The organism is Streptomyces griseochromogenes (assembly GCF_001542625.1).
Classification (GTDB): domain Bacteria; phylum Actinomycetota; class Actinomycetes; order Streptomycetales; family Streptomycetaceae; genus Streptomyces; species Streptomyces griseochromogenes.
Genome location: NZ_CP016279.1, coordinates 1,837,175 through 1,861,625, shown reverse-complemented (window position 1 = coordinate 1,861,625; position 24,451 = coordinate 1,837,175). Strand labels below are relative to the sequence as shown.

Below are 24,451 nucleotides of genomic sequence, written 5' to 3'. Positions count from 1 at the left end.
AGGCTTACGCCTCCTCGTTCACCCAGCTCATCAGCTTGCGCAGCTGCTTGCCGGTGGTCTCCAGCAGGTGCTCCGCGTCCTGCTGCTTGTACTCGTTGTACTTCTTCAGACCGCCGTGGTACTCGTCCATCCAGGTCTGGGCGAAGGTGCCGTCCTGGATCTCCGCGAGGACCTGCTTCATCTCGGCCTTGGTGGCGTCGGTGATGATGCGCGGACCGGTGACGTAGTCGCCCCACTCGGCGGTCTCGGAGACGGACCAGCGCATCTTCTCCAGGCCGCCCTCGTACATGAGGTCGACGATCAGCTTCAGCTCGTGCAGGCACTCGAAGTAGGCGATCTCCGGCTGGTAGCCCGCCTCGACCAGGGTCTCGAAGCCGGCCTTGACCAGGGCGGAGGTGCCGCCGCACAGCACGGCCTGCTCGCCGAACAGGTCGGTCTCGGTCTCCTCGGTGAAGGTCGTCTTGATGACGCCGGCGCGGGTGCCGCCGATGGCCTTGGCGTACGACAGGGCCAGCGGGAAGGCGTTGCCGGTCGCGTCCTGCTCGACGGCGGCGATCGCCGGGACGCCACGGCCCTCCTCGTACTGGCGGCGCACCAGGTGGCCCGGGCCCTTCGGGGCGACCAGGGCGACGTCGACGCCGGCCGGGGGCTTGATGAAGCCGAAGCGGATGTTGAAGCCGTGCGCGAAGAACAGCGCGTCGCCGTCCTTCAGGTTCGGCGCGATGGACTCCTCGTAGACCTGGGCCTGGATCGGGTCCGGGATGAGGATCATGATGACGTCGGCCTCGGCTGCGGCCTCGGCCGGGGTCACCACGCGCAGGCCCTGCTCCTCGGCCTTGGCCTTGGACTTGGAGCCCTCGTGCAGACCGACTCGCACGTCGACGCCCGAGTCACGCAGCGACAGCGCGTGGGCGTGGCCCTGGCTGCCGTATCCGATGACCGCGACCTTGCGGCCCTGGATGATGGACAGGTCGGCGTCGGCGTCGTAGAACAGCTCGGCCACTTTGGGTTCTCTCCTTGGTGTGCAGTTTGTGCGTCCCACCGTATGCCGGTGAGGGGAGGGGAAGTTTCGGGGTCTCGGCATACGGGCGGCGGGACCGCCCGTATTCAGCCTTACGCGTTCAGCCTTACGCGGATCGGTCCAGCGCGCGCAGCGAGCGGTCCGTGATCGAGCGGGCGCCGCGGCCGATCGCGATCGTCCCGGACTGGACCAGCTCCTTGATGCCGAACGGCTCCAGCATCTTGAGCATGGCGGACAGCTTCTCGCTGGATCCGGTGGCCTCGATGGTGACGGCCTCCGGGGAGACGTCGACCGTTTTGGCGCGGAACAGCTGGACGATCTCCACGATCTGGGATCGCGTCTCGTTGTCGGCGCGCACCTTCACCAGAACGAGTTCGCGCTGAACCGCCTGGCCGGGCTCCAGCTCCACGATCTTCAGCACGTTGACGAGCTTGTTGAGCTGCTTGGTGACCTGCTCCAGCGGCAGGTCCTCGACGCCCACCACGATGGTGATGCGGGAGATGTCGGGGTGCTCGGTGACGCCGACCGCGAGCGAGTCGATGTTGAAGCCGCGGCGCGAGAACAGGGCGGCGATCCGGGCGAGGATGCCCGGCGTGTTCTCCACCAGGACGGAGAGCGTGTGCTTGGACATGTCTGGTTGCTCTTCCTTGCCTGTTGAAGGTCAGTCGTCTTCGTTGTCGCCGAAGTCGGGGCGGACGTCCCGGGCGGCCATGATCTCGTCGTTGGAGGTGCCGGCGGCGACCATCGGCCACACCATCGCGTCCTCGTGGACGATGAAGTCGACGACGACCGGGCGGTCGTTGATGGAGTTCGCCTCTTCGATGACCTTGTCCAGGTCCTCCGGGCGCTCGCAGCGCAGGCCCACGCAGCCCATGGCCTCGGACAGCTTCACGAAGTCCGGCACGCGGGTGCCCCTGGCCTCCGGGTTGACGTCGTCGGGGCCGGAGTGCAGCACGGTGTTGGAGTAACGCTGGTTGTAGAAGAGGGTCTGCCACTGGCGGACCATCCCGAGGGCGCCGTTGTTGATGATGGCGACCTTGATCGGGATGTTGTTCAGGGCGCAGGTGGTCAGCTCCTGATTGGTCATCTGGAAGCAGCCGTCACCGTCGATCGCCCAGACCGTGTGGTCCGGCTGTCCGGCCTTGGCGCCCATGGCGGCCGGGACCGCGTAGCCCATCGTGCCGGCGCCGCCGGAGTTCAGCCAGGTGGCGGGCTTCTCGTACTGGATGAAGTGCGCGGACCACATCTGGTGCTGGCCGACGCCCGCGGCGAAGATCGTGCCCTCGGGAGCGAGCTGCCCGATGCGCTCGATGACCTGCTGCGGGGACAGCGAGCCGTCCTCGGGCTGGTCGTAGCCGAGCGGGTAGGTCTCGCGCCAGCGGTTCAGGTCGCTCCACCAGGCGGTGTAGTCGCCCTGGTGGCCCTCGCTGTGCTCCTTCTGCACGGCCTGGACCAGGTCGGCGATGACCTCGCGGGCGTCACCGACGATCGGCACGTCGGCGGCGCGGTTCTTGCCGATCTCGGCCGGGTCGATGTCGGCGTGGACGATCTTGGCGTACGGCGCGAAGCTGTCCAGCTTGCCGGTGACGCGGTCGTCGAAGCGGGCTCCGAGGGCGACGATCAGGTCGGCCTTCTGCAGCGCGGTGACGGCGGTGACCGCACCGTGCATGCCCGGCATTCCCACGTGCAGCGGGTGGCTGTCGGGGAACGCGCCGAGCGCCATCAGGGTGGTGGTGACGGGCGCTCCGGTGAGTTCGGCGAGGACCTTCAGCTCGGCGGTGGCCTGGGCCTTGAGGACGCCGCCGCCGACGTAGAGGACGGGCCGCTTGGCGGAGGTGATCAGCTTGGCCGCCTCGCGGATCTGCTTGGCGTGCGGCTTGGTCACCGGGCGATAGCCGGGCAGGTCCATGACCGGCGGCCAGGAGAAGGTGGTCTTCGCCTGGAGGGCGTCCTTGGCGATGTCGACCAGGACCGGGCCCGGGCGGCCGGTGGAGGCGATGTGGAACGCCTGCGCGATGGTCCGCGGGATGTCCTCGGCCTTGGTGACCAGGAAGTTGTGCTTGGTGATCGGCATGGTGATGCCGACGATGTCCGCCTCCTGGAAGGCGTCCGTGCCGATCGACTTCGAGGCGACCTGACCGGTGATCGCGACCAGCGGCACCGAGTCCATGTGCGCGTCGGCGATCGGCGTGACCAGGTTGGTGGCACCCGGCCCCGAGGTCGCCATGCAGACGCCGACCTTGCCGGTGGCCTGCGCGTAGCCGGTGGCCGCGTGGCCTGCGCCCTGCTCGTGGCGGACCAGGACGTGGCGCACCCGGGTGGAGTCCATCAGCGGGTCGTACGCCGGCAGGATCGCGCCGCCGGGGATACCGAATACCGTCTCAGCGCCGACCTCCTCGAGGGAGCGGATGAGGGACTGCGCACCCGTGACGTGCTCGACGGGGGCGGACTGCTGTCCTCCGGATCGGGGCCGCGGCTGCGGATGGGCCCCGGTGGCCTGCTCGGTCATCGGCATTCTCTTCTCGATGCTGAGGGTTTTTGCGAGGTTTGGGCGGAGTTCAAGCGCTGCACGAAAGGTGCTCGTGCAACAAAAAACCCCTCGTGCCGTAGGGCAAGCGAGGGGAGCGCGCCGGTGTGGTCGCTGGGGATTCCGGATCGTCCTCCGGTGGGTCCCAGCTCAGCCGACGCGCTGTCCAAGTACGAGAATTCGGGTGCGCATGGCACTGACCCTCCCCCCGGCACGCACCACGTGTCAAGTGGGTGGGACGGGAGTCTCATTATGTGAGCGAAGGGCACTGCCACCTCCGAAGACGGCGGACACCCTTCCGGTGTACACCCCCGCGGCCCTTTCCACAGCTCGTCACCTCCGGGGCGCCGCGGTCGGGGTCGAGGCGACGACCGCGCTCAGCTCTTCGGACCTTCGCGCGCCCCCGCTCTCGACGCCGACGCGCGCCTGCGGCTCTCGCGCGCCGCCCGCGAACGCCGGCTCGGCCGGCGCGTGCGGCACGGGATAGTGACCGGATCCGAGCGCCCGGCGCAGCCGGTACTCGTCCAGCGGCCCCGCGAACGCCATGCCCTGCCCGTGCGTGCAGCCCATCGCGCGCAGCGCGACGACCTGTTCCGGCAGGTCCACACCCTCGGCGACGGACTGGAGCCCGAGATCGCCGGCGATCCGCAGCAGCCCGCTGGTGATCTTGTGCAGCCGAGCGGACTCCACGACCCCCTCGACCAGGCTGCGGTCGAGCTTCAGGATGTCGACGGGGAGCCTTCTGAGGGCCGTGATCGCCGCGTAGCCGCTGCCGAAGCCGTCCAGGGCGATCCGTACCCCGAGCCGGCTGAGCGCGGTCAGACGCCGCTCCAGCTCGTCCAGCGCGGCCATGGGGTCGGTGCCGGACAGCTCCACGACCAACGCGCCGGGCGGCAGCCCGTGCCGGGTCAGCAGCGCCTCCACGGAGCCGAGCGGCATCGAGCGGTCCAGCAGCCGGCGGGCGCTCACCCGCACGGCCACCGGCACCACGTTCCCGGTGGCGGCCCGCTCGGCGGCCTGCTCCACCGCCTCCTGGAGGATCCAGCGGTCCAGCTCCGCGGTCTTGTCGCCGTCCTCGGCCACCCGCAGGAACTCGGCCGGGGTGAAGAGCACCCCCTGGGAGGAGCGCCAGCGCGCCTGTGCGGAAACCGATGTGATCCGGCCTTTCTCCAGGCAGACCACGGGCTGGTGCAGCAGGGCGAACTCGCCGTCGTGCAGCGCGGCGCGCAGCCGTGTGGCCAGCTCCGCCTTGCGTACGACGTCCTGCTGCATCTGCGGCTTGTACAGCTCGACGCGGCCCTTGCCGGCCGATTTCGCGCGGTACATCGCGAGGTCGGCGTTGCGCAGCAGCTCGCCCGCGCCGAGGCCCTGTTCGGCGAAGGCGACGCCGATGGAGGCGTTGACCCGGACATCGTTGCCGCCGATGGCGTAGGGCTGGGAGAGGGTCATTCTGAGACGGTCGGCGAGCTCCAGGATGTTGCGCTCCCGGGCGGCACGGTCACGGGTGCCGTCCCCGACGATCAGGGCCGCGAACTCGTCGCCGCCGAGCCGGGAGGCGGTGTCCCCCTGCCGGACGGCGTCCTGGAGCCTGCGGGCGGCCTGGACGAGCAGTTCGTCCCCGGCCTGGTGCCCGATCGTGTCGTTGACGGCCTTGAAGCCGTCCAGGTCGATGAAGAGAACGGCGGTGCCGCGCAGGGCGGCGCCCCGGTCGGTGGCGCGGCGGCCGGAGAGGGCCTGCTGGACGCGCTGGGTGAACAGCGCGCGGTTGGGCAGGTCGGTGAGCGGGTCGTGCTCGGCGTTGTGCTGCAACTGGGCCTGCAGCCGCACCCGTTCGGTCACGTCCCGGCTGTTGAAGATCAGGCCGCCGTGGTGCCGGTTGACGGTGGACTCGACGTTGAGCCAGCCGCCGTCCCCGGAGCGGAAGCGGCACTCGATGCGTGTGGTGGCCTCCTCCAGCGGGCTGACGGCGAGGAACCGGCGCACCTCGTGCACCACACAGCCCAGGTCCTCCGGGTGGATGAGACCGGCCAGTTCGGTACCCACCAGATCCTCGGCGGACCGTCCGTAGACCCCGGCGGCGGCCGGGGAGACGTACCGGAGGATGCCGTTGGGTGCGGCGATCATGATGACGTCGCTGGAGCCCTGCACCAGGGAGCGGAAGTGGTTCTCCTTCTGCGCCAGTTCCTGGGTGAGGGTGATGTTGTCCAGCAGCATGATGCCCTGGCGCATGACGAGCGCCAGTACGACGGCGCCTGCGGTGATCAGCACGACATGGTCGGGCCTGCGGCCGTTGAGGACGTTGTACAGGATGCCCAGGGTGCACACCGCGGCGGCGAGGTACGGGGTGAGCGCGGCGAGGGAGCCGGAGAGCGGCCGGCCGGCCGGGTAGCGGCCGTGTTCGCCTCCGGGGGCGGGTGCGGGCACGTGGGGATGGCCTGTGCCGCGCTGTCCGGGCACGTGCTCGTGCACCACGCGCGTGTGCCCGTCGGGTACGTGCCGGTCGGCCTCCCGTGCTCCCGGACGCGACGGAGCGGCCCAGGGGGCGTAGGCGAGCAGCAGCGACCCGGCGAACCAGCCCGCGTCCAGCAGCTGCCCGGAGCGGTAGCTGCTGTGCAGCAGCGGCGAGGTGAACAGCGCGTCGCACATCACGGTGAGGGCGAGCGCGCCGATCGCGGTGTTGACCGCCGTGCGGTTGCCCGAGGAGCGGCGGAAGTGCAGCGCGAGCACCATGCTGACGAGCGCGATGTCGAGCAGTGGGTAGGCCAGCGACAGCGCGGTGTGCGCCACGCTCGGTCCGTCGAACCGCGCCGCCTGGGCGAGCGCGAGGCTCCAGGACAGGGTGAGCAGGGAGCCGCCGATCAGCCAGGCGTCCAGCGCCAGGCAGATCCAGCCCGCCCGGGTCATCGGCCGCTTGGCGAGGACCAGCAGGCCCACGATGGCGGGCGGCGCGAAGCACAGGAAGAACAGGTCGGCGTAGCTCGGGCTCGGCACGCTCCGCCCCAGCACGACCTCGTACCAGCCCCAGACCGCGTTGCCCAGGGCCGCCATCGCCGAGGAGAGCGCGAACAGCAGCCAGGCCGGCCGGAAGCGGACCCGCGGGCTGCGGGCGTAGCAGAAGCAGGAGACGGCGGCGGCGCCCGCCGCGGCGCTCAGCCCGAAGTCGCCCATGATCAGCGCGAGGCGGCCCGAGCCCCAGTCGAAGGTGGACCCGATGGCGTAGGCCCCGCAGACGAGGGCCAGGACCAATTGCTGGACCAGACGCGACCCGGCGCCGACGGCCGGCGGACGGGACTGCGGCGGAGCCCCCGGCGCGAGCGGTGCGCGCACCAAGCCGTCCAGGGCGCTCGTCACGGTCGTCACGGAGGGCGGCGCGTTCACCGGGGCCTCCCGGTCAGTGCCGCTCCCGGGTCCCGTGGGTCCCGGAGGACATGCCTGCGACGGCCGGCCGGGCTGCGGTGGCGGTGGCTGTGATGGCTCGTGTGATGGCCGCGTCTGCGCGCCGCCGCGCGCCAGGGTCGCCGTCGGCGGCTCCGCCGCGTCGGATCGTTCGTCCATAGGCCGTGCATCGCCCGTCGCCCCCCTCACAAATCTGAAATATCCATCCCCGGCGCCGAACGTAGGCGGCGCAACCCCTGTCGGGACGATACACCAGTATCGTCACTCAGGGACATAGCCTCTCTACGCTCCGTGACGACCAGCGGGTATGCGGGTACGGCCCGCATCCGAAAGGTTGCGGAGGGTGCCGGAAGTGGACTAAGTCCCGTTCTCTCCCGGCATCTACGCCCCGTTCTCTTCCGTCGTAAGGATCACGTTCCGCAGGGGTTCGTGGTTCACGAAGCGGTTCAACTGGTCGACGAGCAGGCGCTTGGCGCGCGGCATGAAGGCCGAGGTGGGACCGCCCACATGCGGGCTGATCAGCACGCCGGGCGTCTGCCACAAGGGATGTCCCGGCGGCAGCGGCTCGGGGTCCGTCACGTCCAGTGCCGCGGTGATGCGGCCGCTCTCCAGCTCGGCGAGCAGCGCCTTGGTGTCGACGACGGGTCCGCGGGCGACGTTCACGAGCAGCGCGCCGTCCTTCATCCGCCCCAGGAAATCACCGCTGACCAGGCCTCTGGTGGACTCCGTCAAGGGCGTGCACAGGATCACGATGTCGGCGTCCGGAAGCAGAGAGGGCAATTCGGTGAGCGGGTGCACGGGACCGCGCGCCGTGGTGCGCCCTGAGCGCGCGACGCGCGCCACCCGCGTGAGTTCAAAAGGCGCGAGCCGGTCCTCGATGGCGGCCCCGATGGAGCCGTAGCCGACGATGAGGGCCGTCTTGTCGGCGAGCGCCGGGCGGAACCCGCCGAGCCACTCCCCCCGGTCCTGGGCCCGCACGAAGTCGGGGACGCCGCGCAGGGAGGCGAGGATCAGCGTCAGCGTCAGCTCGGCGGTGCTCGTCTCGTGCACCCCGCGCGCGTTGCACAACCGCACCCCCGGGCGCAGGTACTTCAGACCCGGCTGCACATGGTCGACGCCGGCCGACAGCGTCTGCACGACCTGGACCGCGCCCATCGCGGGCAGCGGGCGCACGCTCACCCGGACCGGCTTCATGTACGGCACGGCGTAGAAGACGCAGGCGCCCGGGTCGCCGGGGAACTCCTCGCCGCCGTCCCAGAACAGGTACCGGGGCCCCTCGGGAAGCCCCTCGATCTCCTGCGGCGCGATGGGAAGCCATATGTCTGCGGTCATGGCAGGAGGCTATGTCAGACGGCCGGTGCGCAGAGGTTAGGTTGGGGGCTCAGGAGAGGGAGGTTCACGAGCAGGTGGAGCGCAGGACGATCGGCGCGGGGGGACTCGCGGTGGGGGCCGTCGGACTCGGGTGCATGCCGATGAGCTGGGCGTACAGCGGGTCGAGGCAGCGGGGCGAGGAGTCGGTCAGGACCGTGCACCGGGCGCTGGACCTGGGCTCGAACCTCCTGGACACGGCGGACATGTACGGTCCGTTCACCAACGAGCTGCTGCTGGGCCGGGTGCTGAAGGAGCGGCGCGCGGAGGCCTTCGTGTCGACGAAGGTGGGGCTGCTCGTGGGAGAGCAGCACATCGTGGCCAACGGCCGTCCGGGATATGTGAAGCGGGCCTGCGACGCCTCGCTGCGACGCCTGCAGACGGACGTGATCGACCTCTACCAGTTGCACCGCGCCGACCCCGAGGTCCCGATCGAGGAGACGTGGGGCGCGATGGCCGAGCTGGTGCGGGCCGGAAAGGTGCGGGCGCTGGGGCTCTGTGCGGTGGGCGCGCGGGGCGGACGCCGGTCCGGCACCCGGCTGCACGACGCGACGCTGCGCCAGCTGCAGCGGGCGCAGCAGGTCTTCCCGGTGAGTGCGGTGCAGGCCGAGCTGTCGGTGTGGTCGCCGGAGGCCCTGGAGGCGCTGCTGCCGTGGTGCGAGGCGCGGGGCGTGGGCTTCCTGGCCGCGATGCCCCTGGGCAACGGCTTCCTGACCGGCACGCTCACTCCGGGCGAGGGGTTCGAACCCGACGACCTGCGCGCCCGCCATCCGCGCTTCACGGCCGAGATGATGGCCGCCAATCAGCCGATCGTCGCGGGTCTGCGACGGGTGGCACGCCGCCACGGGGAGGAGGTCACCCCCGCCCAGGTGGCTCTGGCATGGGTACTCGCCCAGGGCAGACATGTCGTCCCGGTGCCCGGTACCAAGCGGTACCGGTGGGCGACCGAGAACGCGGACGCGGTGGACGTACGGCTGACCGCGCGGGACCTGACGGCGCTCGCCGAGCTGCCGCCCGCGCGGGGCTCGTGGGACTGACGCCGCGTTCGGGTCGCACGACCGGGAACCCCGTACAGGGCGAGCGGAGTATGAGTGGAGAGAGGCTGCCGCCGGCACCGCCGCGTCGAAGGGACCTGATCGTGCAACGTCGAGCTGTGACGGCCGTACTGGCCGCGACCGCGCTCGTACTGACGGCCGGCTGCGCCTCGCGCGGCGGGGGTTCGCCGACCGGCGGCGGGACCACGGCCCCGGGCACCGGCCCCGCCGCGCGGGCCACCGAGTCGGCCGCGCCGGCCAAGGGATCGGTGAAGGTGCTGCGCACGGTGGCCGAGGGCCTGAAGACGCCGTGGGGGCTGGCCGAACTGCCGGGCGGCGGGCTGCTGGTCTCCTCCCGTGACGAGGGGACGATCACCCGGATCGACCCGAAGACGGGCACGAAGACCGAGCTGGGCAGTGTCTCCGGGGTCTCCCCGGCCGGCGAGGGCGGCCTGCTGGGCATCGCCCTGTCGCCCGGCTACTCCTCCGACCACATGATCTACGCCTACTTCACCTCCGCCTCGGACAACCGCGTCGTCCGGATGCTGTACGACGAGCGGAAGCCGGCGGGTGAGCAGCTGGGCGCCCCGGACACGGTCTTCAAGGGCATCCCCAAGGGGCGCATCCACAACGGCGGCCGCATCGCCTTCGGCCCGGACGGAATGCTCTACGCGGGCACGGGCGAGAGCGGCGAGCGGGGCCTGGCCCAGGACACGAAGTCCCTGGGCGGCAAGATCCTGCGGATGACCCCGGAGGGCGAGCCGGCCCCGGGCAACCCGTTCCCCGGCTCCGCGGTGTACTCGTACGGCCACCGGAACGTGCAGGGCCTGGCCTGGGACACCCGGCAGCGCCTGTTCGCCTCCGAGTTCGGCCAGGACACCTGGGACGAGCTGAACGCGATCGTGCCGGGCGGCGATTACGGCTGGCCCGAGGCCGAGGGCCGGTCCTCCCACGCCGGCTTCCGCAATCCGATCGCCCAGTGGCACACCGACGACGCCTCCCCCAGCGGTATCGCCTACGTCGACGGCGTGATCTGGATGGCGGCTCTGAAGGGACAGCGGCTGTGGCGCATCCCGCTGCGGGGCACCGCGGCCTCGGCGGCCCCGCAGGCCTTCCTCACCGGCGACTACGGCCGTCTGCGCACGGTGGCCCCGGCGGGCGGCGGCAAGGTCTGGCTGGTGACGAGCAACACGGACGGCAGGGGTGCGCCGAAGAAGGGGGACGACCGGGTGCTGGAGGCGGAGGTGAAGTAGCCTCGCCGCTCACTCGTCGTCCGCGGGCTCCGCTTCGGCGGACGGCGGCGCGGGCGGGCGTACGACCACCTTTCCCGAGGCGAGGTCTATGGGACCCCGGCCGGGGTCGGCGTCCCCGACGTCCTCCCGGGTCAGCTCCAGTCGATTCTGTTCGTCTCGGGTGTGTTTGCGTCCGGGCGTGAACAGTTCCGCGAAGGCGTCGAACACGGTTTCTCCCCCTTGCCGGTTTTCTCCAGCGTACGGTCAGCCCGCTGTCGGGGCGGCGAGCGGTTCGGCCGGGAACAGCCCCAGGCGATGCGCCACCGCCGCCGCCTCGCCCCGGCCCGAGACGCCGAGCTTGGACAGGATGTTGGAGACGTGGACGCTGGCCGTCTTCGGGGAGATGAAGAGTTCCTCGGCTATCTGGCGGTTGGTACGGCCGGCCGAGACCAGCCGCAGGACGTCCCGTTCACGGCCGGTGAGGCCGAGCGCCTCGGCCGGGTCGGCGGGCGTGAGGGCCTGGTGCGGGGCGTGGGTGAGGGTCAGACGCGCGCGCCGGGCGAGCCGGGCCACCTCGTCGGCCAGCGGGCGGGCACCGAGGTGGTCCGCGACCGCCCCGGCCAGCCTCAGCAGTTCCACGGCCCGCTCACGCTCGTCCTCGCCGCCTTCGGCAAGAAGGGCCTGGGCGAGGCGGTGCCGGACGCGGGCCAGGTCGTAGGGGCGGTCCAGGCACTCGAAGGCGGTGACCACCTCCGACCAGGTGTCGGTGGTGTCCGTGCCCTCGGCCCGCTGGAGTTCGGCGCGGATCCACCGCTCGTAGGCCCCCCACAGGGGCGCGCCGATGGTGAGCTTCCGGGCGGTCTCGTGCAGGCGGCCGAGGACCTCGGCGCGGTCCGCCGCGGCGGCGTGCAGCGTGCGGGCGTCGGCTTCGGCGGTCGCCGCGGCCAGCAGCAGGGGCCAGGCGTAACGGTGGGTGCCGGGCGGGAATCCTGTCTCCAGTACCCCGGACAGTTCGGCGCGGGCGTCGTGGATCCGGCCCTGTGCGGCGGCGACGCCGATGGCGACACGGGCCACCCGCAGCGACTGCTGGGGCATGGGGTCGTGGGAGCCGTAGCGCGCGTCGGCGGTGGCCAGGTGACGGGCCGCGTCGGCGAGGTCGCCCCGGGCCAGTGCGAGCTGGGCGAGGCGGAGGGCGCCCGAGCCCTGGGGTTTGGCGCCGTGGCCCGTCCGGAGCGCGTTCGCGGCGGCGTCCGCGGCCTCGTCCCACCGGCCGATCGCGTACAGCGAGTCGGAGAGGTTGCCCCACACCCATGCCTCGGTGTCCCGCAGCCCGAACTCACGGGTGAAGGCGATGCCTTCGCGCAGCAGGGGCACGGACTCCCGGGAGCGGCCGACGGCCTGCAGCGCGGACGGCAGATTCACGAAGGCCCGGCCCGCCACGCCCCGCACGCCTTCTTGGAGCGCGTCCTCCTTGACGTGGAACATCTCGGCGAACCCGGACTCGGTGTCGCCCGCGTCGATCATGAGGCCGCCGAGGGTGAGCCGGGCGTGCAGTTCGATCTCGCGGGCGCCCACCATCCGCGCGTACTGCACGGCCCGCTCGGCGGCGGCGAACGCGTCGGGTCCGGGCTGGTGCAGCATGCGCCAGGTGGCGACGTGGGCCAGCACCTCCGCGTGCACTTCGGACGGCGGCAGCCCACGGACGAGTTCCTGTGCGGTGGCCAGCTCCTGCCAGCCGTCGCCGCGGGCCTGTGCCTGGACGAGGTGTGAGCGCTGCACCCAGAACCAGGCGGCGCGCAGGGGGTCGGGTTCGTCCTCCAGCAGCCGGAGCGCCCGCTTGGTGATCTTCAGGGCGCGTTCGCGCTCGCCGGCCAGGCGTCCGGCTGCCGCCGCCTCGGCCATGAGGTCGAGGTAGCACAGCGCGGTGGCGGGATCGCCGGCGCCCGGGAGGCAGACCTCGGTGTGATCGGCCGCGCGCAGGGCGGAGCGGACGTCGTCGGGGGCGGAGTCCCACAGCTCCATCGCGCGCTCCAGCAGCCGCAGTTGCTCGGTGTGGGCGTACCTGCGGCGGGCCACGCCGGAGGCGTCGAGGACCGCGGGCAGGGCTCGGGCGGCGTCGCCCGCGTGGTACCAGTAGCTGGCCAGGCGCAGCACGCGGGCGTCGGCCGGGACGAGCGCGGGATCGGCCTCCACGGCCTCGGCGTAGCGGCGGTTGAGACGGGAGCGCTCGCCGGGCAGCAGGTCGTCGGCGACGGCCTCGCGGACCAGGGCGTGCCGGAAGCGGTAGCCGTCGCCGTCCGGGGCCGCGGTGAGGATGTGGGCGCCGACGGCGGCCCGCAGCGCCTCGATGAGGTCGTCCTCGGCGAGCCGGGCGACGGCGGCGATCAGCCGGTGCTCGACGGTGGAGCCGCCCTCGGCGACGATCCGGGCGATCCGCTGGGCGCTCTCGGGCAGGGCCTCGACCCGGACCAGGAGCAGATCGCGCAGGGAGTCGGTCAGGCCGGTGCGGCATCCCTCGCAGGCCGCGACGGCGAGTTCCTCCACGAAGAAGGCGTTGCCGTCGGAGCGCTCGTAGATGTCGTCGACCTGGGCGGGATCGGGCTCGGCGGCGAGGATGCCGGCGATCTGCCGGGCGACCTCCTCGCGGGTGAGACGGGCGAGTTCGAGGCGGCGGACGGTGCGCAGCCGGTCGAGTTCGGCGAGCAGGGGGCGCAGCGGGTGGCGGCGGTGGATGTCGTCGGAGCGGTAGGTGGCGAGGACGAGGAGACGGCCGGTGCGCAGGGTCCGCACGAGGTAGGCGAGGAGGTTGCGGGTGGAGGCGTCGGCCCAGTGCAGGTCCTCCAGGACGAGCACGACCGGGTGCTCGGCGGCGACCCGCTGCAGCAGCCGTACGGTCAGCTCGAACAGCCGGGCGATGCCCTGTTCGTCGTGGCGGCCGGCGGTGGCTTCCCCCAACTCGGGCAGCAGCCGGGCCAGTTCCTCCTCCTGGCCCGCTCCGGCTGCGGCGAACTCCTCGGGCAGGGCCTCGCGCAGTGCGCGCAGGGCGGTGGAGAAGGGGGCGAAGGGCAGTCCGTCGGCGCCGATCTCGACGCAGCCGCCCACGGCGACGACGGCGTCCGGGCGGGCGGCGACGGCGAACTCCTCGACGAGCCGGGTCTTGCCCACCCCGGCCTCACCGCCGAGCAGCAGCGCCTGCGGCTCGCCCGCTCGGGCACGGGCGAGCGCGTCGCTCAGCGCGTCCAGCTCGTCGGTACGGCCGACGAACACGGGACTGACGGTCCTGGTCTCCACGAGCCCGAGCATCGCACGGGGTCCGGACGGCGAGGCACCCGTTTTCCACAGTCGCGGTGCGATGGTCGTACTGATCGGCGAAAGGGTCGTACGACGCTCGGAGAGAGCCGTACGACCCTGGGGCGGAAGGCGGCCGACCCCCGTGCGGCCGCCTTCCGCCGGCCCCGCGCTCACGCGGCGCGCGGGTGCCGGTGACGGCCGGGGACGCCGGTATGGGTCTCGGCACCCGAGGTGCTGTGGCGGGCGGCCTCCTCGCGGCGCGCGGTGCGCCGGGAGCGCACGGCCTCGCGGGCCAGGCGCTCCTGTTCGGCCTCGCGGCGCAGTTCGGCGGTCCGCAGCCGGTGGAGTTCGAGCTGATACATGGTGTGTCCTTCGGGAGAGGTGGTGTCGTGCTTCGCTTTCCGCGATGCCTCCACCTTCGTCTCCCAGGGGGGTGCGCCACATCGGGAGAGTTCCGCATCTTCGGGCGGGCGGCGGGCCCCGGACACACGTAAGGGGCCTCAGGAACTCCGTAAGGTGCTCACGGATTCCCTAAGGCCCCTGGCGGCCTGCGGTTTCCTCAGCCGGTCGAGGGCAGGGCGATCAGGACGTCGGAGTACTTCAGGACGGCCAGGAGCAGGCCGAGGACACCGAGCGAGACGCCCGCCCACGCGACGGACTTGATCCAGGCGGCCTGCGGACGGCCGGGAGCGCCGAACGCGGGCCGGGCGAGCACGACCACGCCGGTGATCAGCGCGGCCAGTGCGAACAGGCCGGCCCACAGCGCGGTGGTGTGCCAGGCGTCGCCGTAGACCTCCTTGACCTGCTTGCCGACGCTCGCGGTGGAGGCGGTCTGGAGCTGGCCGACGAGGGTCTCCCGGGCGGCCGCGACCGTGCCGATCCAGCCGCCGCTCAGCGAGACCAGGCCCAGCGCGGCGGAGACGACGGCGGCGGCACCCTGGCCGACCCCGGAGGGGCCCTTCTCCTGAAGCGCCTCGGCCTCTTCGGGCTCCCCCGGCTCCCCGGACTGCTCGCTCTCCTCGGTCTCCTCGGTCAGCCCCTCGGCCGCGTTCTCATCGGCGGGCCCGGTCTTCGCCCCGGCCTCGGCGGCCGCTGTCTCCTCCGGTGCCCGCTCGTCGTCGGTCTTGGTGACGTCGTCTGTCTTCGTTGCCATGCCCGGCACCGTAGGGGCGCAGTCTGAGAGGTCCCTTAATGATCGTTTTCGGCACCGCGCGCGCGTGCCGCACGCCACTCGGGGGCCAGCACCGCCCAGATCTCGGTGTCCGTGCGCACGCCGCGATGCGGATAGTTCTCCCGCAGAACGCCCTCGCGGATCATGCCGAGGCGCCTGGCCACCTTGAGGCTGCCCTCGTTGGCCGAGGATGCGTACCACTCCACGCGGTGCATGCCGCGCTCGTCGAACGCCCAGTCCAGCAGCACCCGCATGCCGCGCGTGACCAGGCCCCGCCCGGCCGCCGCCGGTTCCAGCCAGCAGCCGGCCTCGCAGACCCCGCTCGGGGTGTCCCAGACGCGGAACAGCAGGCCGCCGACGAGCTTTCCGTCCAGCCAGACGCCGTGCAGGCTGCCCGCGTCGACGGCCCGCTTGTCGGCGTACGACCTCAGGTAGGCACGGGCCGCGTCCAGGTCCGGCACCGCGTCCGGCAGACCGATGTGCCGCCCGATGAACTCCCGTCCCCGGTCGATGTTGGCGAGGAGTTCCGGCGCGTGCCAGACCTCCAGCGGCCGCAGTTCGGCGCCGTCGTCACCCAGGGATATCGCGTACATCGCGCTGCTGCTCCTCCCGCAGTTCCTCCATCGAGACCTCGACGAGCCTCTCATGGGCGGCGCGGCACTCGGGCGGCTCGATGCTGACGCGCGGCAGCCTCCGCTCCAGCCAGCCGGGCAGCCACCAGTTGGCGGCGCCGAGCAGATGCATCAGGGCGGGCACGAGCAGGGTGCGCAGCACGAAGGCGTCGAGGGCGACGGCGGAGGCGAGCGCGATGCCGAACATGGCGATCACCCGGTCGCCGCTGAGGACGAAGGCGAGGAAGACCGAGATCATGATGACGGCGGCCGAGTTGATCACCCGGCTGGTCTCGGCGAGGCCGACGCGCACGGCCCGCCGGTTGTCGCCGGTCTCCAGCCACTCCTCGTACATCCGGCTGACCAGGAAGACCTGGTAGTCCATGGAGAGCCCGAACAGGACCGAGACCATGATCACGGGCAGGAAGGGCTCGATGGGGCCCGCGCGGCCGAGCCCGAGCAGTTCGCTGCCCCAGCCCCACTGGAAGACGGCGACGACGATGCCGAAGGCGGCGGCGACCGCGGCGATGTTCATCACGCCGGCCTTCAGCGGGATGCCGAGCGAGCGGAAGGCGACCAGCAGCAGCAGACAGCCGAGCCCGATGACCACACCGACGAACAACGGCAGTTTGCCGATGATCACGTCCGCGAAGTCGTCATAGCTCGCCGTGACCCCGCCGACGTGCACGTCGAGTGAGGTGCCGGTCTCCGCGCGCGGGAGCACCCGCTCGCGCAGCCGGTCGACGAGGTCGCTCGTCCGCTGCGACTGGGGCGCGGAGTCGGGGACGACGGTCAGATACGCGGTGTCGCCGCCGGAGTCGTAGGTGACGGGGGTGGCAGAGGCGACGCCCGGGGTGGCGCGCAGGGTGGTGTCGAGGCTGTCCAGGGCGAGCTCGTCGGCGCCGCCGCCGACGCGCGTCACCAGGGTCAGCGGACCGTTCACTCCCGGCCCGAAGCCCCGCGCGAGAAGGTCGTAGGCCTGCCGTGTGGTGGACGAGCGGGGATCGTTGCCCTGGTCGGAGGTGCCGAGGCGGAGGGAGAGCGTGGGCAGCGCGAGCAGCGCGATGACGGCGACGGCGAGCGAGCCGAGCAGCCCCGGCCGCCGTTCCACGAACGCGGACCAGCGGGCGGCGAGACCGGTGGGCAGTTCGGGCCGCGGCCCGCGCCTGGCGAGCCGGCGCCGCTCGCGGCGGCTGAGGGCGCGCGGTCCGATCCAGGACAGCAGGGCGGGCAACAGGGTGACGGAGGCCGCGACGGTGAGCACGACCGTCGACGAGGCGGCGACGGCGACGCCGTCGAGGAAGCCCAGGCGCAGTGTCACCATGCCCAGCAGGGCGATGCAGACGGTCGCACCCGCGAAGACGACCGCGCGTCCCGTGGTGGCCACGGCGTTCGTCGCGGCCTCGGTGACACTCAGGCCGCGCTTCAGACCGCGCCGGTGCCGGGTCACGATGAACAGGGCGTAGTCGATGCCGACGCCGAGCCCGATCAGCATGCCGAGCATGGGCGCGAAGTCGGCCACGGTCATGACGTGCCCGAGCAGCCCGATACCGGCGTACGCCGTGCCCACGCCGATCAGTGCGGTGGCGATCGGCAGCAGGGAGGCGGCGAGCGAGCCGAAGGCGAGGAACAGCACGACCGCGGCGACGACCACGCCGACCACCTCGGCCGTGTGCCCACGGGGGGACTGGGTGAGCCCGATGGCGCTGCCGCCCAACTCCACCCCGAGGCCGTCGCGCTCGGCGGCCTTGGCCAGGTGTACGACGGCCTCGGCCTCGGACTTCTTGATGTCCTCGGCCTGCTGGGTGAAGGTGACGGTGGCGTAGGCCGTGTGGCCGTCGGCACTGATCCGGTGGGCGCCGTGACGGCCGTACGGACCGGCCACCGAGGCCACCCCCGGCAGGTCGGCGATCCGGTCGAGGGTGCGGGTCATGGTCCGCTCGACGCCGTGCGCGCGGACGGTGCCGTCGGTGGTGTGCCAGACGACGGTGTCACTGTCACCGGCCAGGCCCGGGAACCCCGCCTTGAGCAGCTGGGCGGCATGGCCCGATTCGGTGCCGGGGACCTCGTAGTCGTTCGAGTAGGCCGAACCGGCCACCGTGGCGGCCGCGGTGACCCCGCCGAAGGCGAGAAGCCACAGCAGGACGACGAGCAGACGGTGCCGGACACACCAACGTGCGAGGGCTGCCACGGACGTGCTCCCAGAGGACGATTCGTCGATCTTTGACCGGGAACCATCGTCCATGAATTGAACAGCCCGCAAAGAACGCATGAGCAATCGGGTGACACTCTTGCAGGCGAAAGTGATCGTTTGCCGCGTTCATGGGGTTATCCACAAGAGTGCGAGGCAGGTCACAGGACAATTCGGCGAACTCTGTCGTCCCGGCGGGCACTTCAGTCGAACTGGTCTCCGAGAGCCATGATCATGGTGCCGACGATCAGCAGCCACAGCGCCCGGCGGGTACGGCCGCGGAATCCGAGGAACGCGGCGAACGCGCACACGGCGGCGCCCAGCGCGTAGGCGGCGGGCACGAGGGCCGGTTCGGAGCCGGTGAGCCGGAGCAGCGCGGCGGCGAGCCCGGCCAGGGTGAGCAGGGCGCCGGTGCCGGCCGCCGTCCAGCGGGCCCGGCGGGCCTCTCCGCCGTGGTCCTCCAGGCCTTCGTCCCCCGGTTCCCCGTCCGCCGGATCCTCGTCCACCAGGCCCTCCGCTTCGGATATGGCGAGGTCGGTGTCGGTGCCGGAATCCGTGCGTCCACTCATGTCGGCCGAGCGTAGTACCCACGGCCGAACAATTCGGATGCGGTGCGCCCGGGCGGCTGTCAGCGTCCCGCAGTCCGTTCCCGGCACATCGCCGCCGACCGAAGCAGGTGCGTTTTTTGACGGTCCGACCGAGCTCCCACACATCCCTCTCCCGTACGAAGGAACCAAGGAGCCCGTTCAACGATGTCCGACATCACCCCAAGGACCCCGGACGCCTCGCTCGCTGACCGCCTCACCCACCCCCGCTACCCGCGCAGCGGTCGCTACGACGCCCGCTGGACCATCGACAACCAGATGGGCCCGCACGCGCTGTGGCTGCTGGAGTGGCCGGCCCCCACGCTCGGCCTCGGCCAACTGCCGCCCGGCGCCCGGCGCCCGGGTGCTCGACCTCGGCTGCGGGCGTGCCATGACGTCCGTCTTCCTGGCCCGGGAGTACGACGTCCAGGTCACCGCCGCCGACCTGTGGGTCAAGCCCGACGACAACGCCGTACGCCTCGCCGAGGCGGGCGTGGCCGACCGGGTGCTACCCGTCTACGCCGAGGCGCACGACCTGCCGTTCGGGGAGGGCACCTTCGACGCGATCGTGTCCGTCGACGCCTACCACCGAGGAGAGCCCGAGCGAGTTCATGGCCGGCCTGGCACGTGACTCGGTGGAACTGATCAACGCCGGCCAGGGGCGCCTGCTCGGGTTCGCCCGGGTGGTCGGACGCCGCAGGTAGGCGCGGGGCGCCGCAGACAGCGGTACGGCCCCGGAGGGCATCCCTCCGGGGCCGTACGCCGCGTACCGAGCGGGGGCTCAGCCCTCGCTCACACCCAGCTTCTCCAGGATCAGTTCCTTGACGCGGGCCGCGTCGGCCTGACCCCGGGTCGCCTTCATGACCGCGCCGACCAGGGCGCCGGCCGCGGCCACCTTGCCGCCACGGATCTTGTCGGCGATGCCCGGGTTGCCGGCGATGGCCTCGTCGACGGCCGTGCCAAGGGCCGAGTCGTCGGAAACGACCTTGAGGCCGCGCTTCTCGACGACCTCGTCCGGGGTGCCCTCGCCCGCGAGGACGCCCTCGATGACCTGGCGGGCCAGCTTGTCGTTCAGGTCGCCGGAGGTCACCAGCTCGGTGACCCGGGCGACCTGCTGCGGCGTGATGGCCAGCTCGTCCAGCGCCTTGCCCGACTCGTTGGCGCTGCGCGCCAGTTCGCCCATCCACCACTTGCGGGCGGAGGCCGCGTCGGCACCGGCGTCGATCGTGGCGACGATCGGGTCCAGCGCGCCGGCGTTGAGGATCGCCTGCATGTCGGTGGCCGAGACGCCCCACTCCTCGAGCAGGCGGGTGCGGCGGGCCAGCGGCATCTCCGGCAGCGCGGCGCGGATCTCCTCGACCCACTCGCGCGAGGGCGCCACGGGGACCAGGTCGGGCTCCGGGAAGTACCGGTAGTCCTCGGCCTCCTCCTTCACCCGGCCCGAGGTCGTCGACCCCGTGTCCTCGTGGAAGTGGCGGGTCTCCTGGATGATCGTCCCGCCGCCGCCGAGGACGGCCGCGTGCCGCATGATCTCGAAGCGGGCCGCGCGCTCCACGGAACGCAGCGAGTTGACGTTCTTCGTCTCGCTCCGCGTACCGAACTTCTCGCGGCCGTGCGGGCGCAGCGACAAGTTCACGTCGCAGCGCATCTGGCCCATCTCCATGCGGGCCTCGGACACACCGAGGGCCCGGATGAGCTCGCGCAGCTCACGGACGTACGCCTTCGCCACCTCGGGGGCACGGTCGCCGGCACCGACGATCGGCTTGGTGACGATCTCGATGAGCGGGATGCCCGCACGGTTGTAGTCGAGGAGCGAGTGCTGCGCGCCGTGGATGCGGCCCGTGGCACCGCCGACGTGCGTCGACTTGCCGGTGTCCTCCTCCATGTGGGCGCGCTCGATCTCCACGCGGAAGGTCTCGCCGTCCTCCAGCTGCACGTCGAGGTAGCCGTTGAAGGCGATCGGCTCGTCGTACTGGGAGGTCTGGAAGTTCTTCGGCATGTCCGGATAGAAGTAGTTCTTCCGGGCGAAGCGGCACCACTCGGCGATCTCGCAGTTCAGCGCGAGACCGATCTTGATGGCGGACTCGACGCCGGTCGCGTTGACGACCGGGAGCGCGCCGGGCAGGCCGAGGCAGGTGGGGCAGGTCTGCGAGTTGGGCTCGGCGCCCAGCTCGGTGGAACACCCGCAGAACATCTTGGTCTTGGTGCCGAGTTCGACATGGACCTCGAGGCCCATGACGGGGTCGTACGACGCCAGCGCGTCCTCGTACGACACCAGGTCGGTCGTGGTGGTCACGGTGAAAACTTCCCTCTCAGCCCAGCAGGACGTCGTCGTCGCCCAGCCGCTTCAGCTCGCGGTAGAGGATGGCGAGGCCGGTGACGATGGCGACGGCGGACACGGTGGCGTCGATCAGCCGCAGCGTGTCGTGCTCGGCACGCGCCTTCTTGATCTGCTTGGCCACACCGAACGCGCCGAACGCGGTCCCGGCCATCGACAGGTACGTGCCGGACTTCGACTTCTTGAAGCCCTTGGCCTTGTTCAGTGCACTCACAGCGACGGAACCTCCTCGAGCAGCGGGTGCCCCCACTTTTCCACGAAGGCCGCCTCGACGGCGGCGCCGACCTTGTAGAGCCGGTCGTCCTTGAGGGCCGGGGCGATGATCTGCAGACCGACCGGGAGGTTGTCCTCCGGGGCGAGGCCACAGGGCAGCGACATGGCCGCGTTGCCCGCCAGGTTGGTCGGGATGGTGCACAGGTCGGCCAGGTACATCGCCATCGGGTCGTCGGCGCGCTCGCCGATCGCGAAGGCGGTGGTCGGCGTCGTCGGGGAGACGATGACGTCGACCTGCTCGAAGGCCTTCTCGAAGTCGCGCGTGATGAGCGTGCGGACCTTCTGCGCGGAGCCGTAGTACGCGTCGTAGTAGCCGCTCGACAGGGCGTACGTGCCGAGCATGATGCGGCGCTTGACCTCGGGGCCGAAGCCGGCCTCGCGGGTCAGGGAGGTGACCTCCTCGGCCGAGTGGCCGCCGTCGTCGCCGGTCCGCAGGCCGTAGCGCAGGCCGTCGAAGCGGGCGAGGTTGGAGGAGCACTCGGACGGCGCGATCAGGTAGTACGCCGACAGCGCGAGGTCGAAGGACGGGCAGTCCAGCTCGACGATCTCGGCGCCCAGCTCCTTGAGCAGCTCGACCGACTCGTCGAAGCGCTGGATGACGCCGGCCTGGTAGCCCTCGCCGCGGAACTGCTTGACGACGCCGACGCGCATGCCCTCGACGCTGCCGTTGCGGGCGGCCTCGACCACCGGCGGGACCGGGGCGTCGATGGAGGTGGAGTCGAGCGGGTCGTGCCCGGCGATGACCTCGTGCAGGAGCGCCGCGTCCAGGACCGTACGGGCACAGGGGCCGCCCTGGTCCAGCGAGGACGAGAACGCCACCATGCCGAAGCGGGAGACCGCGCCGTACGTCGGCTTCACGCCGACCGTGCCGGTGACGGCGGCCGGCTGGCGGATGGAGCCGCCGGTGTCGGTGCCGATGGCCAACGGCGCCTGGAAGGAGGCCAGCGCGGCGGAGGAGCCGCCGCCGGAGCCACCGGGGATCTTGGTGAGGTCCCAGGGGTTGCCGGTCGGGCCGTAGGCGCTGTTCTCGGTGGAGGACCCCATGGCGAACTCGTCCATGTTGGTCTTGCCGAGGATGACGACGTCGGCGGCCTTGAGCCGCTTGGTGAGCGTCGCGTCGTACGGCGGGATCCAGCCTTCGAGGATCTTCGAGCCCACGGTCGTGGGCACGCCCTCGGTGGTGAAGATGTCCTTGAGCGCGAGCGGGACGCCGGCCAGCGGGCCGAGCTTCTCGCCACGGGCACGCTTCTCGTCCACGGCGCGGGCCTGGGCGAGGGCACCCTCGCGGTCCACGTGCAGGAAGGCGTGCACCTTCTCGTCCACGGCCTCGATCCGGGCGAGATGGGCCTCGGTCACCTCGACGGCCGTCAGCTCGCCGGAGGCGATCTTCTCGGCGGTCTCGGCGGCCGTGAGCTTGATGATGTCCGTCATGGTCAGTCCTCCCCCAGGATCTGCGGCACCTTGAAACGCTGCTGCTCCTGGGCCGGGGCGCCGGAGAGCGCCTGCTCGGGGGTGAGCGAGGGACGGACCTCGTCCGTGCGCATGACGTTCGTCAGCGGCAGCGGGTGGGAGGTCGGCGGTACGTCTTGGTCGGCGACCTCGCTGACGCGGGCGACCGCGCCGATGATGTCGTCCAGCTGGCCTGCGAAGTGATCGAGTTCTTCGGGCTTCAGCTCCAGACGCGCCAGCCGGGCGAGGTGGGCGACCTCCTCGCGCGTGATGCCAGGCATGCAGCGATCCTCTGGGGTGAGTGTGTGTGGTTAGGGCCCAATCCTATGGGGCGGGCCCCGGTAGCCGTGAAACGGATGACCGGGGCCCTGCCGTCAGCACTCCTTCAGCGTCGCCTCGCGTCCCAGACCTCGCTCCTCAGGAAGTGGTTGTCGTACAGCTCCTGCACCTCCAGCAGGCTCTCCGGGGTGGCCTCGCCGAGGGCGATGCGCTGCAGATGGCGGAAGTACTCGAAGCGCTCGACGCCCGGGGTGATGACGATGAGCAGGTCGGCGTCGGCGCCCGGGACGGCGGCGAAGGCGTGGGGCTTGCCGGGCGGGACGATGACGAGGTCGCCGGGGCCCGCGGTGACGACGTCCTCGCCGGAGAGGATGTCGGCGGCGCCGTCGAGCAGGAAGAACATCTCGGCGGAGTTGTCGTGCCAGTGCGGCTTGGCGCCGTCGGCACCCGCCGTGAGGGTGACGCGCTGGGTGGACAGGGCGCCGCCGGTCCGGCTGCTGTCGGCCAGCAGCCGCACGGTGGTGGGCGCGCGGCCGACGACCTCGGCCTCCGCCTCCCGGACGATCACGGACTCGTCGAATTTCGGAACGAACAGCGACATCTCATAACCCCCTGATGACGGTGGTGCCCTGGTCAGACGACGAAGAGCAGCGCGGCACCGATCAGTACAACGATCGCGGTGGCGAAGTGGATCCCGAAGGCGACGGCCTTCGTACCGCCGTTGCGCAGGACTATCAGCGTGTCGCCGAGCGGAACGAGGGCCACGCAGAGCATGAACAGCGCCTCGGCACGGGCGCCGGCGAAGGCCAGCAGGACCAGGCCCAGCACGCCGAAGGTGCCGTCCTTGAGGCCCTTGACCGTGAGGTAGGCGCCCGCGTCGCCGTCCGGCCGGGCGGGGACGCCGTAGCCGGCCGCGGCGGAGGCGGGCTGGAACAGGAACCGGTAGCCGAGGAACACGCAGAACAGATCGAGTACGACGGCCAGGGTGTACGCGGTGACGGTCACTTCTCTTCTCCTCGCTAGCAGCGCTAGGCACAAGAGCTACGCTAGCAGAGCGACGACAGAATCACTAGCAATGCTAGAATCGCGGCCATGACGATCCAGACGCGCCGGGAGCGCGAACGAGCGGAACGCGAGCGGCTGATCGTGACGGCCGCGCGGGAGCTGGCGGAGGCGGAGGGCTGGGACGCGGTGACCACGCGCCGGCTGGCCGCCGAGATCGAGTACAGCCAGCCGGTCCTCTACAGCCACTTCAAGGGCAAGGACGCGATCATGGCGGCGGTCGCGGTGCAGGGCTTCGCCGACCTGGCGGCGGAGCTGCGGGCGGCGCGCACGGCGGCCGACGGCACCCGGGAGACGCTGGCGGAGGTGGCGCGGACGTACACGTCCTTCGCCCGGCGCAGGCCGGCCCTCTACGACGCGATGTTCACCCACCTGGTGGACCTGCCGTTCGCCACCGAGGAGGCGCCGGCGCCCCTGCGGGAAGCCTTCGGCGAGCTGCTCCTCGCCGTCCAGCCGATCGCGGCCGACGGCGACGACCCCGGCCTGCTGACGGAGACGTTCTGGTCGGGCCTGCACGGCCTGACGACACTGATGCGCAGCGGACGACTGCCGAAGGAGGGCCACGAGAGCCGCTTGGCCCTGCTGATCGCCCACTTCACGGGCGACTGAGCAGCGGCGACCGCC

General features: G+C 71.5%; 21 protein-coding genes and 1 pseudogene. 4 read left to right on the top strand and 18 right to left on the bottom strand.

Annotated features, from left to right (window positions below; genetic code table 11):
* Nucleotides 1-4: 4 nt before the first annotated feature.
* From ilvC to AVL59_RS08585, 5 genes are all read right to left on the bottom strand, one after another.
* The gene (gene ilvC / locus AVL59_RS08605; RefSeq protein ID WP_067301141.1) at nucleotides 5-1,003 is read right to left on the bottom strand and encodes a ketol-acid reductoisomerase; all 999 of its coding nucleotides are present in this window, start codon (nucleotides 1,001-1,003) and stop codon (nucleotides 5-7) included.
* A gap of 124 nt (nucleotides 1,004-1,127) precedes the next feature.
* Nucleotides 1,128-1,652: an acetolactate synthase small subunit gene (gene ilvN / locus AVL59_RS08600; RefSeq protein ID WP_055708145.1), complete on the bottom strand. Its 525-nt coding sequence runs from the start codon at nucleotides 1,650-1,652 to the stop codon at nucleotides 1,128-1,130.
* Nucleotides 1,653-1,682: 30 nt separating this feature from the next.
* Entirely contained in the window at nucleotides 1,683-3,530 is a 1,848-nt protein-coding gene (locus AVL59_RS08595; protein ID WP_208870335.1) for an acetolactate synthase large subunit, read from the bottom strand.
* Between the two features lie 351 nt (nucleotides 3,531-3,881).
* Entirely contained in the window at nucleotides 3,882-7,103 is a 3,222-nt protein-coding gene (locus AVL59_RS08590; protein WP_245383607.1) for a putative bifunctional diguanylate cyclase/phosphodiesterase, read from the bottom strand.
* Nucleotides 7,104-7,325: 222 nt separating this feature from the next.
* Nucleotides 7,326-8,276, bottom strand: a complete 951-nt coding sequence (locus AVL59_RS08585) for a 2-hydroxyacid dehydrogenase (protein ID WP_067301133.1) — start codon at nucleotides 8,274-8,276, stop codon at nucleotides 7,326-7,328.
* A gap of 74 nt (nucleotides 8,277-8,350) precedes the next feature.
* Between AVL59_RS08585 and AVL59_RS08580 the strand changes: the two genes are divergently transcribed.
* Nucleotides 8,351-9,349, top strand: a complete 999-nt coding sequence (locus AVL59_RS08580; RefSeq protein WP_067301130.1) for an aldo/keto reductase — start codon at nucleotides 8,351-8,353, stop codon at nucleotides 9,347-9,349.
* A gap of 101 nt (nucleotides 9,350-9,450) precedes the next feature.
* On the top strand, nucleotides 9,451-10,599 hold the full coding sequence (locus tag AVL59_RS08575) for a PQQ-dependent sugar dehydrogenase (protein WP_372450388.1): 1,149 nt from the start codon (nucleotides 9,451-9,453) through the stop codon (nucleotides 10,597-10,599).
* 9 nt (nucleotides 10,600-10,608) lie between these two features.
* Here the strand turns inward: AVL59_RS08575 and AVL59_RS08570 are convergent, their stop codons facing one another.
* The 7 genes from AVL59_RS08570 to AVL59_RS08540 form a co-directional block, all read right to left on the bottom strand.
* Nucleotides 10,609-10,806: a DUF6191 domain-containing protein gene (locus AVL59_RS08570; RefSeq protein WP_067301126.1), complete on the bottom strand. Its 198-nt coding sequence runs from the start codon at nucleotides 10,804-10,806 to the stop codon at nucleotides 10,609-10,611.
* A 36-nt stretch (nucleotides 10,807-10,842) separates the two neighbouring features.
* Nucleotides 10,843-13,881, bottom strand: coding sequence for a helix-turn-helix transcriptional regulator (locus AVL59_RS08565; RefSeq protein WP_099053026.1), 3,039 nt, complete (start codon nucleotides 13,879-13,881; stop codon nucleotides 10,843-10,845).
* A gap of 158 nt (nucleotides 13,882-14,039) precedes the next feature.
* A complete protein-coding gene (locus tag AVL59_RS08560; RefSeq protein ID WP_067301123.1) occupies nucleotides 14,040-14,231 on the bottom strand; it encodes a hypothetical protein in 192 nt (63 codons plus the stop codon).
* A gap of 197 nt (nucleotides 14,232-14,428) precedes the next feature.
* Nucleotides 14,429-15,022, bottom strand: a complete 594-nt coding sequence (locus tag AVL59_RS08555) for a hypothetical protein (protein ID WP_067301120.1) — start codon at nucleotides 15,020-15,022, stop codon at nucleotides 14,429-14,431.
* 35 nt (nucleotides 15,023-15,057) lie between these two features.
* Nucleotides 15,058-15,633 carry a GNAT family N-acetyltransferase gene (locus AVL59_RS08550; protein WP_067301117.1) on the bottom strand — a complete coding sequence of 192 codons (576 nt, stop codon included), beginning with the start codon at nucleotides 15,631-15,633 and terminating at the stop codon, nucleotides 15,058-15,060.
* Nucleotides 15,611-17,842, bottom strand: coding sequence for an MMPL family transporter (locus AVL59_RS08545; RefSeq protein WP_067301114.1), 2,232 nt, complete (start codon nucleotides 17,840-17,842; stop codon nucleotides 15,611-15,613). The genes AVL59_RS08550 and AVL59_RS08545 overlap by 23 nt, the downstream gene beginning before the upstream one ends.
* A 203-nt stretch (nucleotides 17,843-18,045) precedes the next feature.
* The gene (locus AVL59_RS08540; RefSeq protein ID WP_067301111.1) at nucleotides 18,046-18,411 is read right to left on the bottom strand and encodes a hypothetical protein; all 366 of its coding nucleotides are present in this window, start codon (nucleotides 18,409-18,411) and stop codon (nucleotides 18,046-18,048) included.
* A gap of 183 nt (nucleotides 18,412-18,594) precedes the next feature.
* On the opposite strand from AVL59_RS08540, the pseudogene AVL59_RS08535 reads away from it, so the two are divergent.
* Nucleotides 18,595-19,012, top strand: a pseudogene (locus AVL59_RS08535) (SAM-dependent methyltransferase); the annotation flags it as partial.
* Between the two features lie 195 nt (nucleotides 19,013-19,207).
* Here the strand turns inward: AVL59_RS08535 and gatB are convergent.
* The 6 genes from gatB to AVL59_RS08505 form a co-directional block, all read right to left on the bottom strand.
* A complete protein-coding gene (gatB, locus tag AVL59_RS08530; protein WP_067301109.1) occupies nucleotides 19,208-20,722 on the bottom strand; it encodes an Asp-tRNA(Asn)/Glu-tRNA(Gln) amidotransferase subunit GatB in 1,515 nt (504 codons plus the stop codon).
* A 16-nt stretch (nucleotides 20,723-20,738) separates the two neighbouring features.
* The gene (locus AVL59_RS08525; RefSeq protein WP_020942391.1) at nucleotides 20,739-20,978 is read right to left on the bottom strand and encodes a hypothetical protein; all 240 of its coding nucleotides are present in this window, start codon (nucleotides 20,976-20,978) and stop codon (nucleotides 20,739-20,741) included.
* Nucleotides 20,975-22,468, bottom strand: a complete 1,494-nt coding sequence (gene gatA, locus AVL59_RS08520) for an Asp-tRNA(Asn)/Glu-tRNA(Gln) amidotransferase subunit GatA (protein ID WP_067301106.1) — start codon at nucleotides 22,466-22,468, stop codon at nucleotides 20,975-20,977. Before gatA ends, AVL59_RS08525 begins: the two co-directional genes overlap by 4 nt.
* 2 nt (nucleotides 22,469-22,470) lie before the next feature.
* Nucleotides 22,471-22,767: an Asp-tRNA(Asn)/Glu-tRNA(Gln) amidotransferase subunit GatC gene (gene gatC, locus AVL59_RS08515; protein ID WP_067301103.1), complete on the bottom strand. Its 297-nt coding sequence runs from the start codon at nucleotides 22,765-22,767 to the stop codon at nucleotides 22,471-22,473.
* Between the two features lie 104 nt (nucleotides 22,768-22,871).
* Nucleotides 22,872-23,366 carry a cupin domain-containing protein gene (locus AVL59_RS08510; RefSeq protein WP_067301101.1) on the bottom strand — a complete coding sequence of 165 codons (495 nt, stop codon included), beginning with the start codon at nucleotides 23,364-23,366 and terminating at the stop codon, nucleotides 22,872-22,874.
* A gap of 32 nt (nucleotides 23,367-23,398) precedes the next feature.
* Complete coding sequence (locus AVL59_RS08505; RefSeq protein ID WP_067301098.1) at nucleotides 23,399-23,770, bottom strand: DUF4267 domain-containing protein; 372 nt, start codon at nucleotides 23,768-23,770, stop codon at nucleotides 23,399-23,401.
* A gap of 87 nt (nucleotides 23,771-23,857) precedes the next feature.
* On the opposite strand from AVL59_RS08505, the gene AVL59_RS08500 reads away from it, so the two are divergent.
* The gene (locus AVL59_RS08500) at nucleotides 23,858-24,436 is read left to right on the top strand and encodes a TetR/AcrR family transcriptional regulator (protein ID WP_067301096.1); all 579 of its coding nucleotides are present in this window, start codon (nucleotides 23,858-23,860) and stop codon (nucleotides 24,434-24,436) included.
* The last annotated feature ends 15 nt before the right edge of the window (nucleotides 24,437-24,451 follow it).

Bases quoted from the DNA above. Each gene is read 5' to 3' on its own strand.
- ilvN (WP_055708145.1), bottom strand. From the start codon at position 1,652: ATGTCCAAGCACACGCTCTCCGTCCTGGTGGAGAACACGCCGGGCATC.
- AVL59_RS08595 (WP_208870335.1), bottom strand. From the start codon at position 3,530: ATGACCGAGCAGGCCACCGGGGCCCATCCGCAGCCGCGGCCCCGATCC.
- AVL59_RS08590 (WP_245383607.1), bottom strand. From the start codon at position 7,103: ATGGACGAACGATCCGACGCGGCGGAGCCGCCGACGGCGACCCTGGCG.
- AVL59_RS08585 (WP_067301133.1), bottom strand. From the start codon at position 8,276: ATGACCGCAGACATATGGCTTCCCATCGCGCCGCAGGAGATCGAGGGG.
- AVL59_RS08565 (WP_099053026.1), bottom strand. From the start codon at position 13,881: ATGCTCGGGCTCGTGGAGACCAGGACCGTCAGTCCCGTGTTCGTCGGC.
- AVL59_RS08560 (WP_067301123.1), bottom strand. From the start codon at position 14,231: ATGTATCAGCTCGAACTCCACCGGCTGCGGACCGCCGAACTGCGCCGC.
- AVL59_RS08555 (WP_067301120.1), bottom strand. From the start codon at position 15,022: ATGGCAACGAAGACAGACGACGTCACCAAGACCGACGACGAGCGGGCA.
- AVL59_RS08550 (WP_067301117.1), bottom strand. From the start codon at position 15,633: ATGTACGCGATATCCCTGGGTGACGACGGCGCCGAACTGCGGCCGCTG.
- AVL59_RS08540 (WP_067301111.1), bottom strand. From the start codon at position 18,411: ATGAGTGGACGCACGGATTCCGGCACCGACACCGACCTCGCCATATCC.
- gatA (WP_067301106.1), bottom strand. From the start codon at position 22,468: ATGACGGACATCATCAAGCTCACGGCCGCCGAGACCGCCGAGAAGATC.
- gatC (WP_067301103.1), bottom strand. From the start codon at position 22,767: ATGCCTGGCATCACGCGCGAGGAGGTCGCCCACCTCGCCCGGCTGGCG.
- AVL59_RS08510 (WP_067301101.1), bottom strand. From the start codon at position 23,366: ATGTCGCTGTTCGTTCCGAAATTCGACGAGTCCGTGATCGTCCGGGAG.
- AVL59_RS08500 (WP_067301096.1), top strand. From the start codon at position 23,858: ATGACGATCCAGACGCGCCGGGAGCGCGAACGAGCGGAACGCGAGCGG.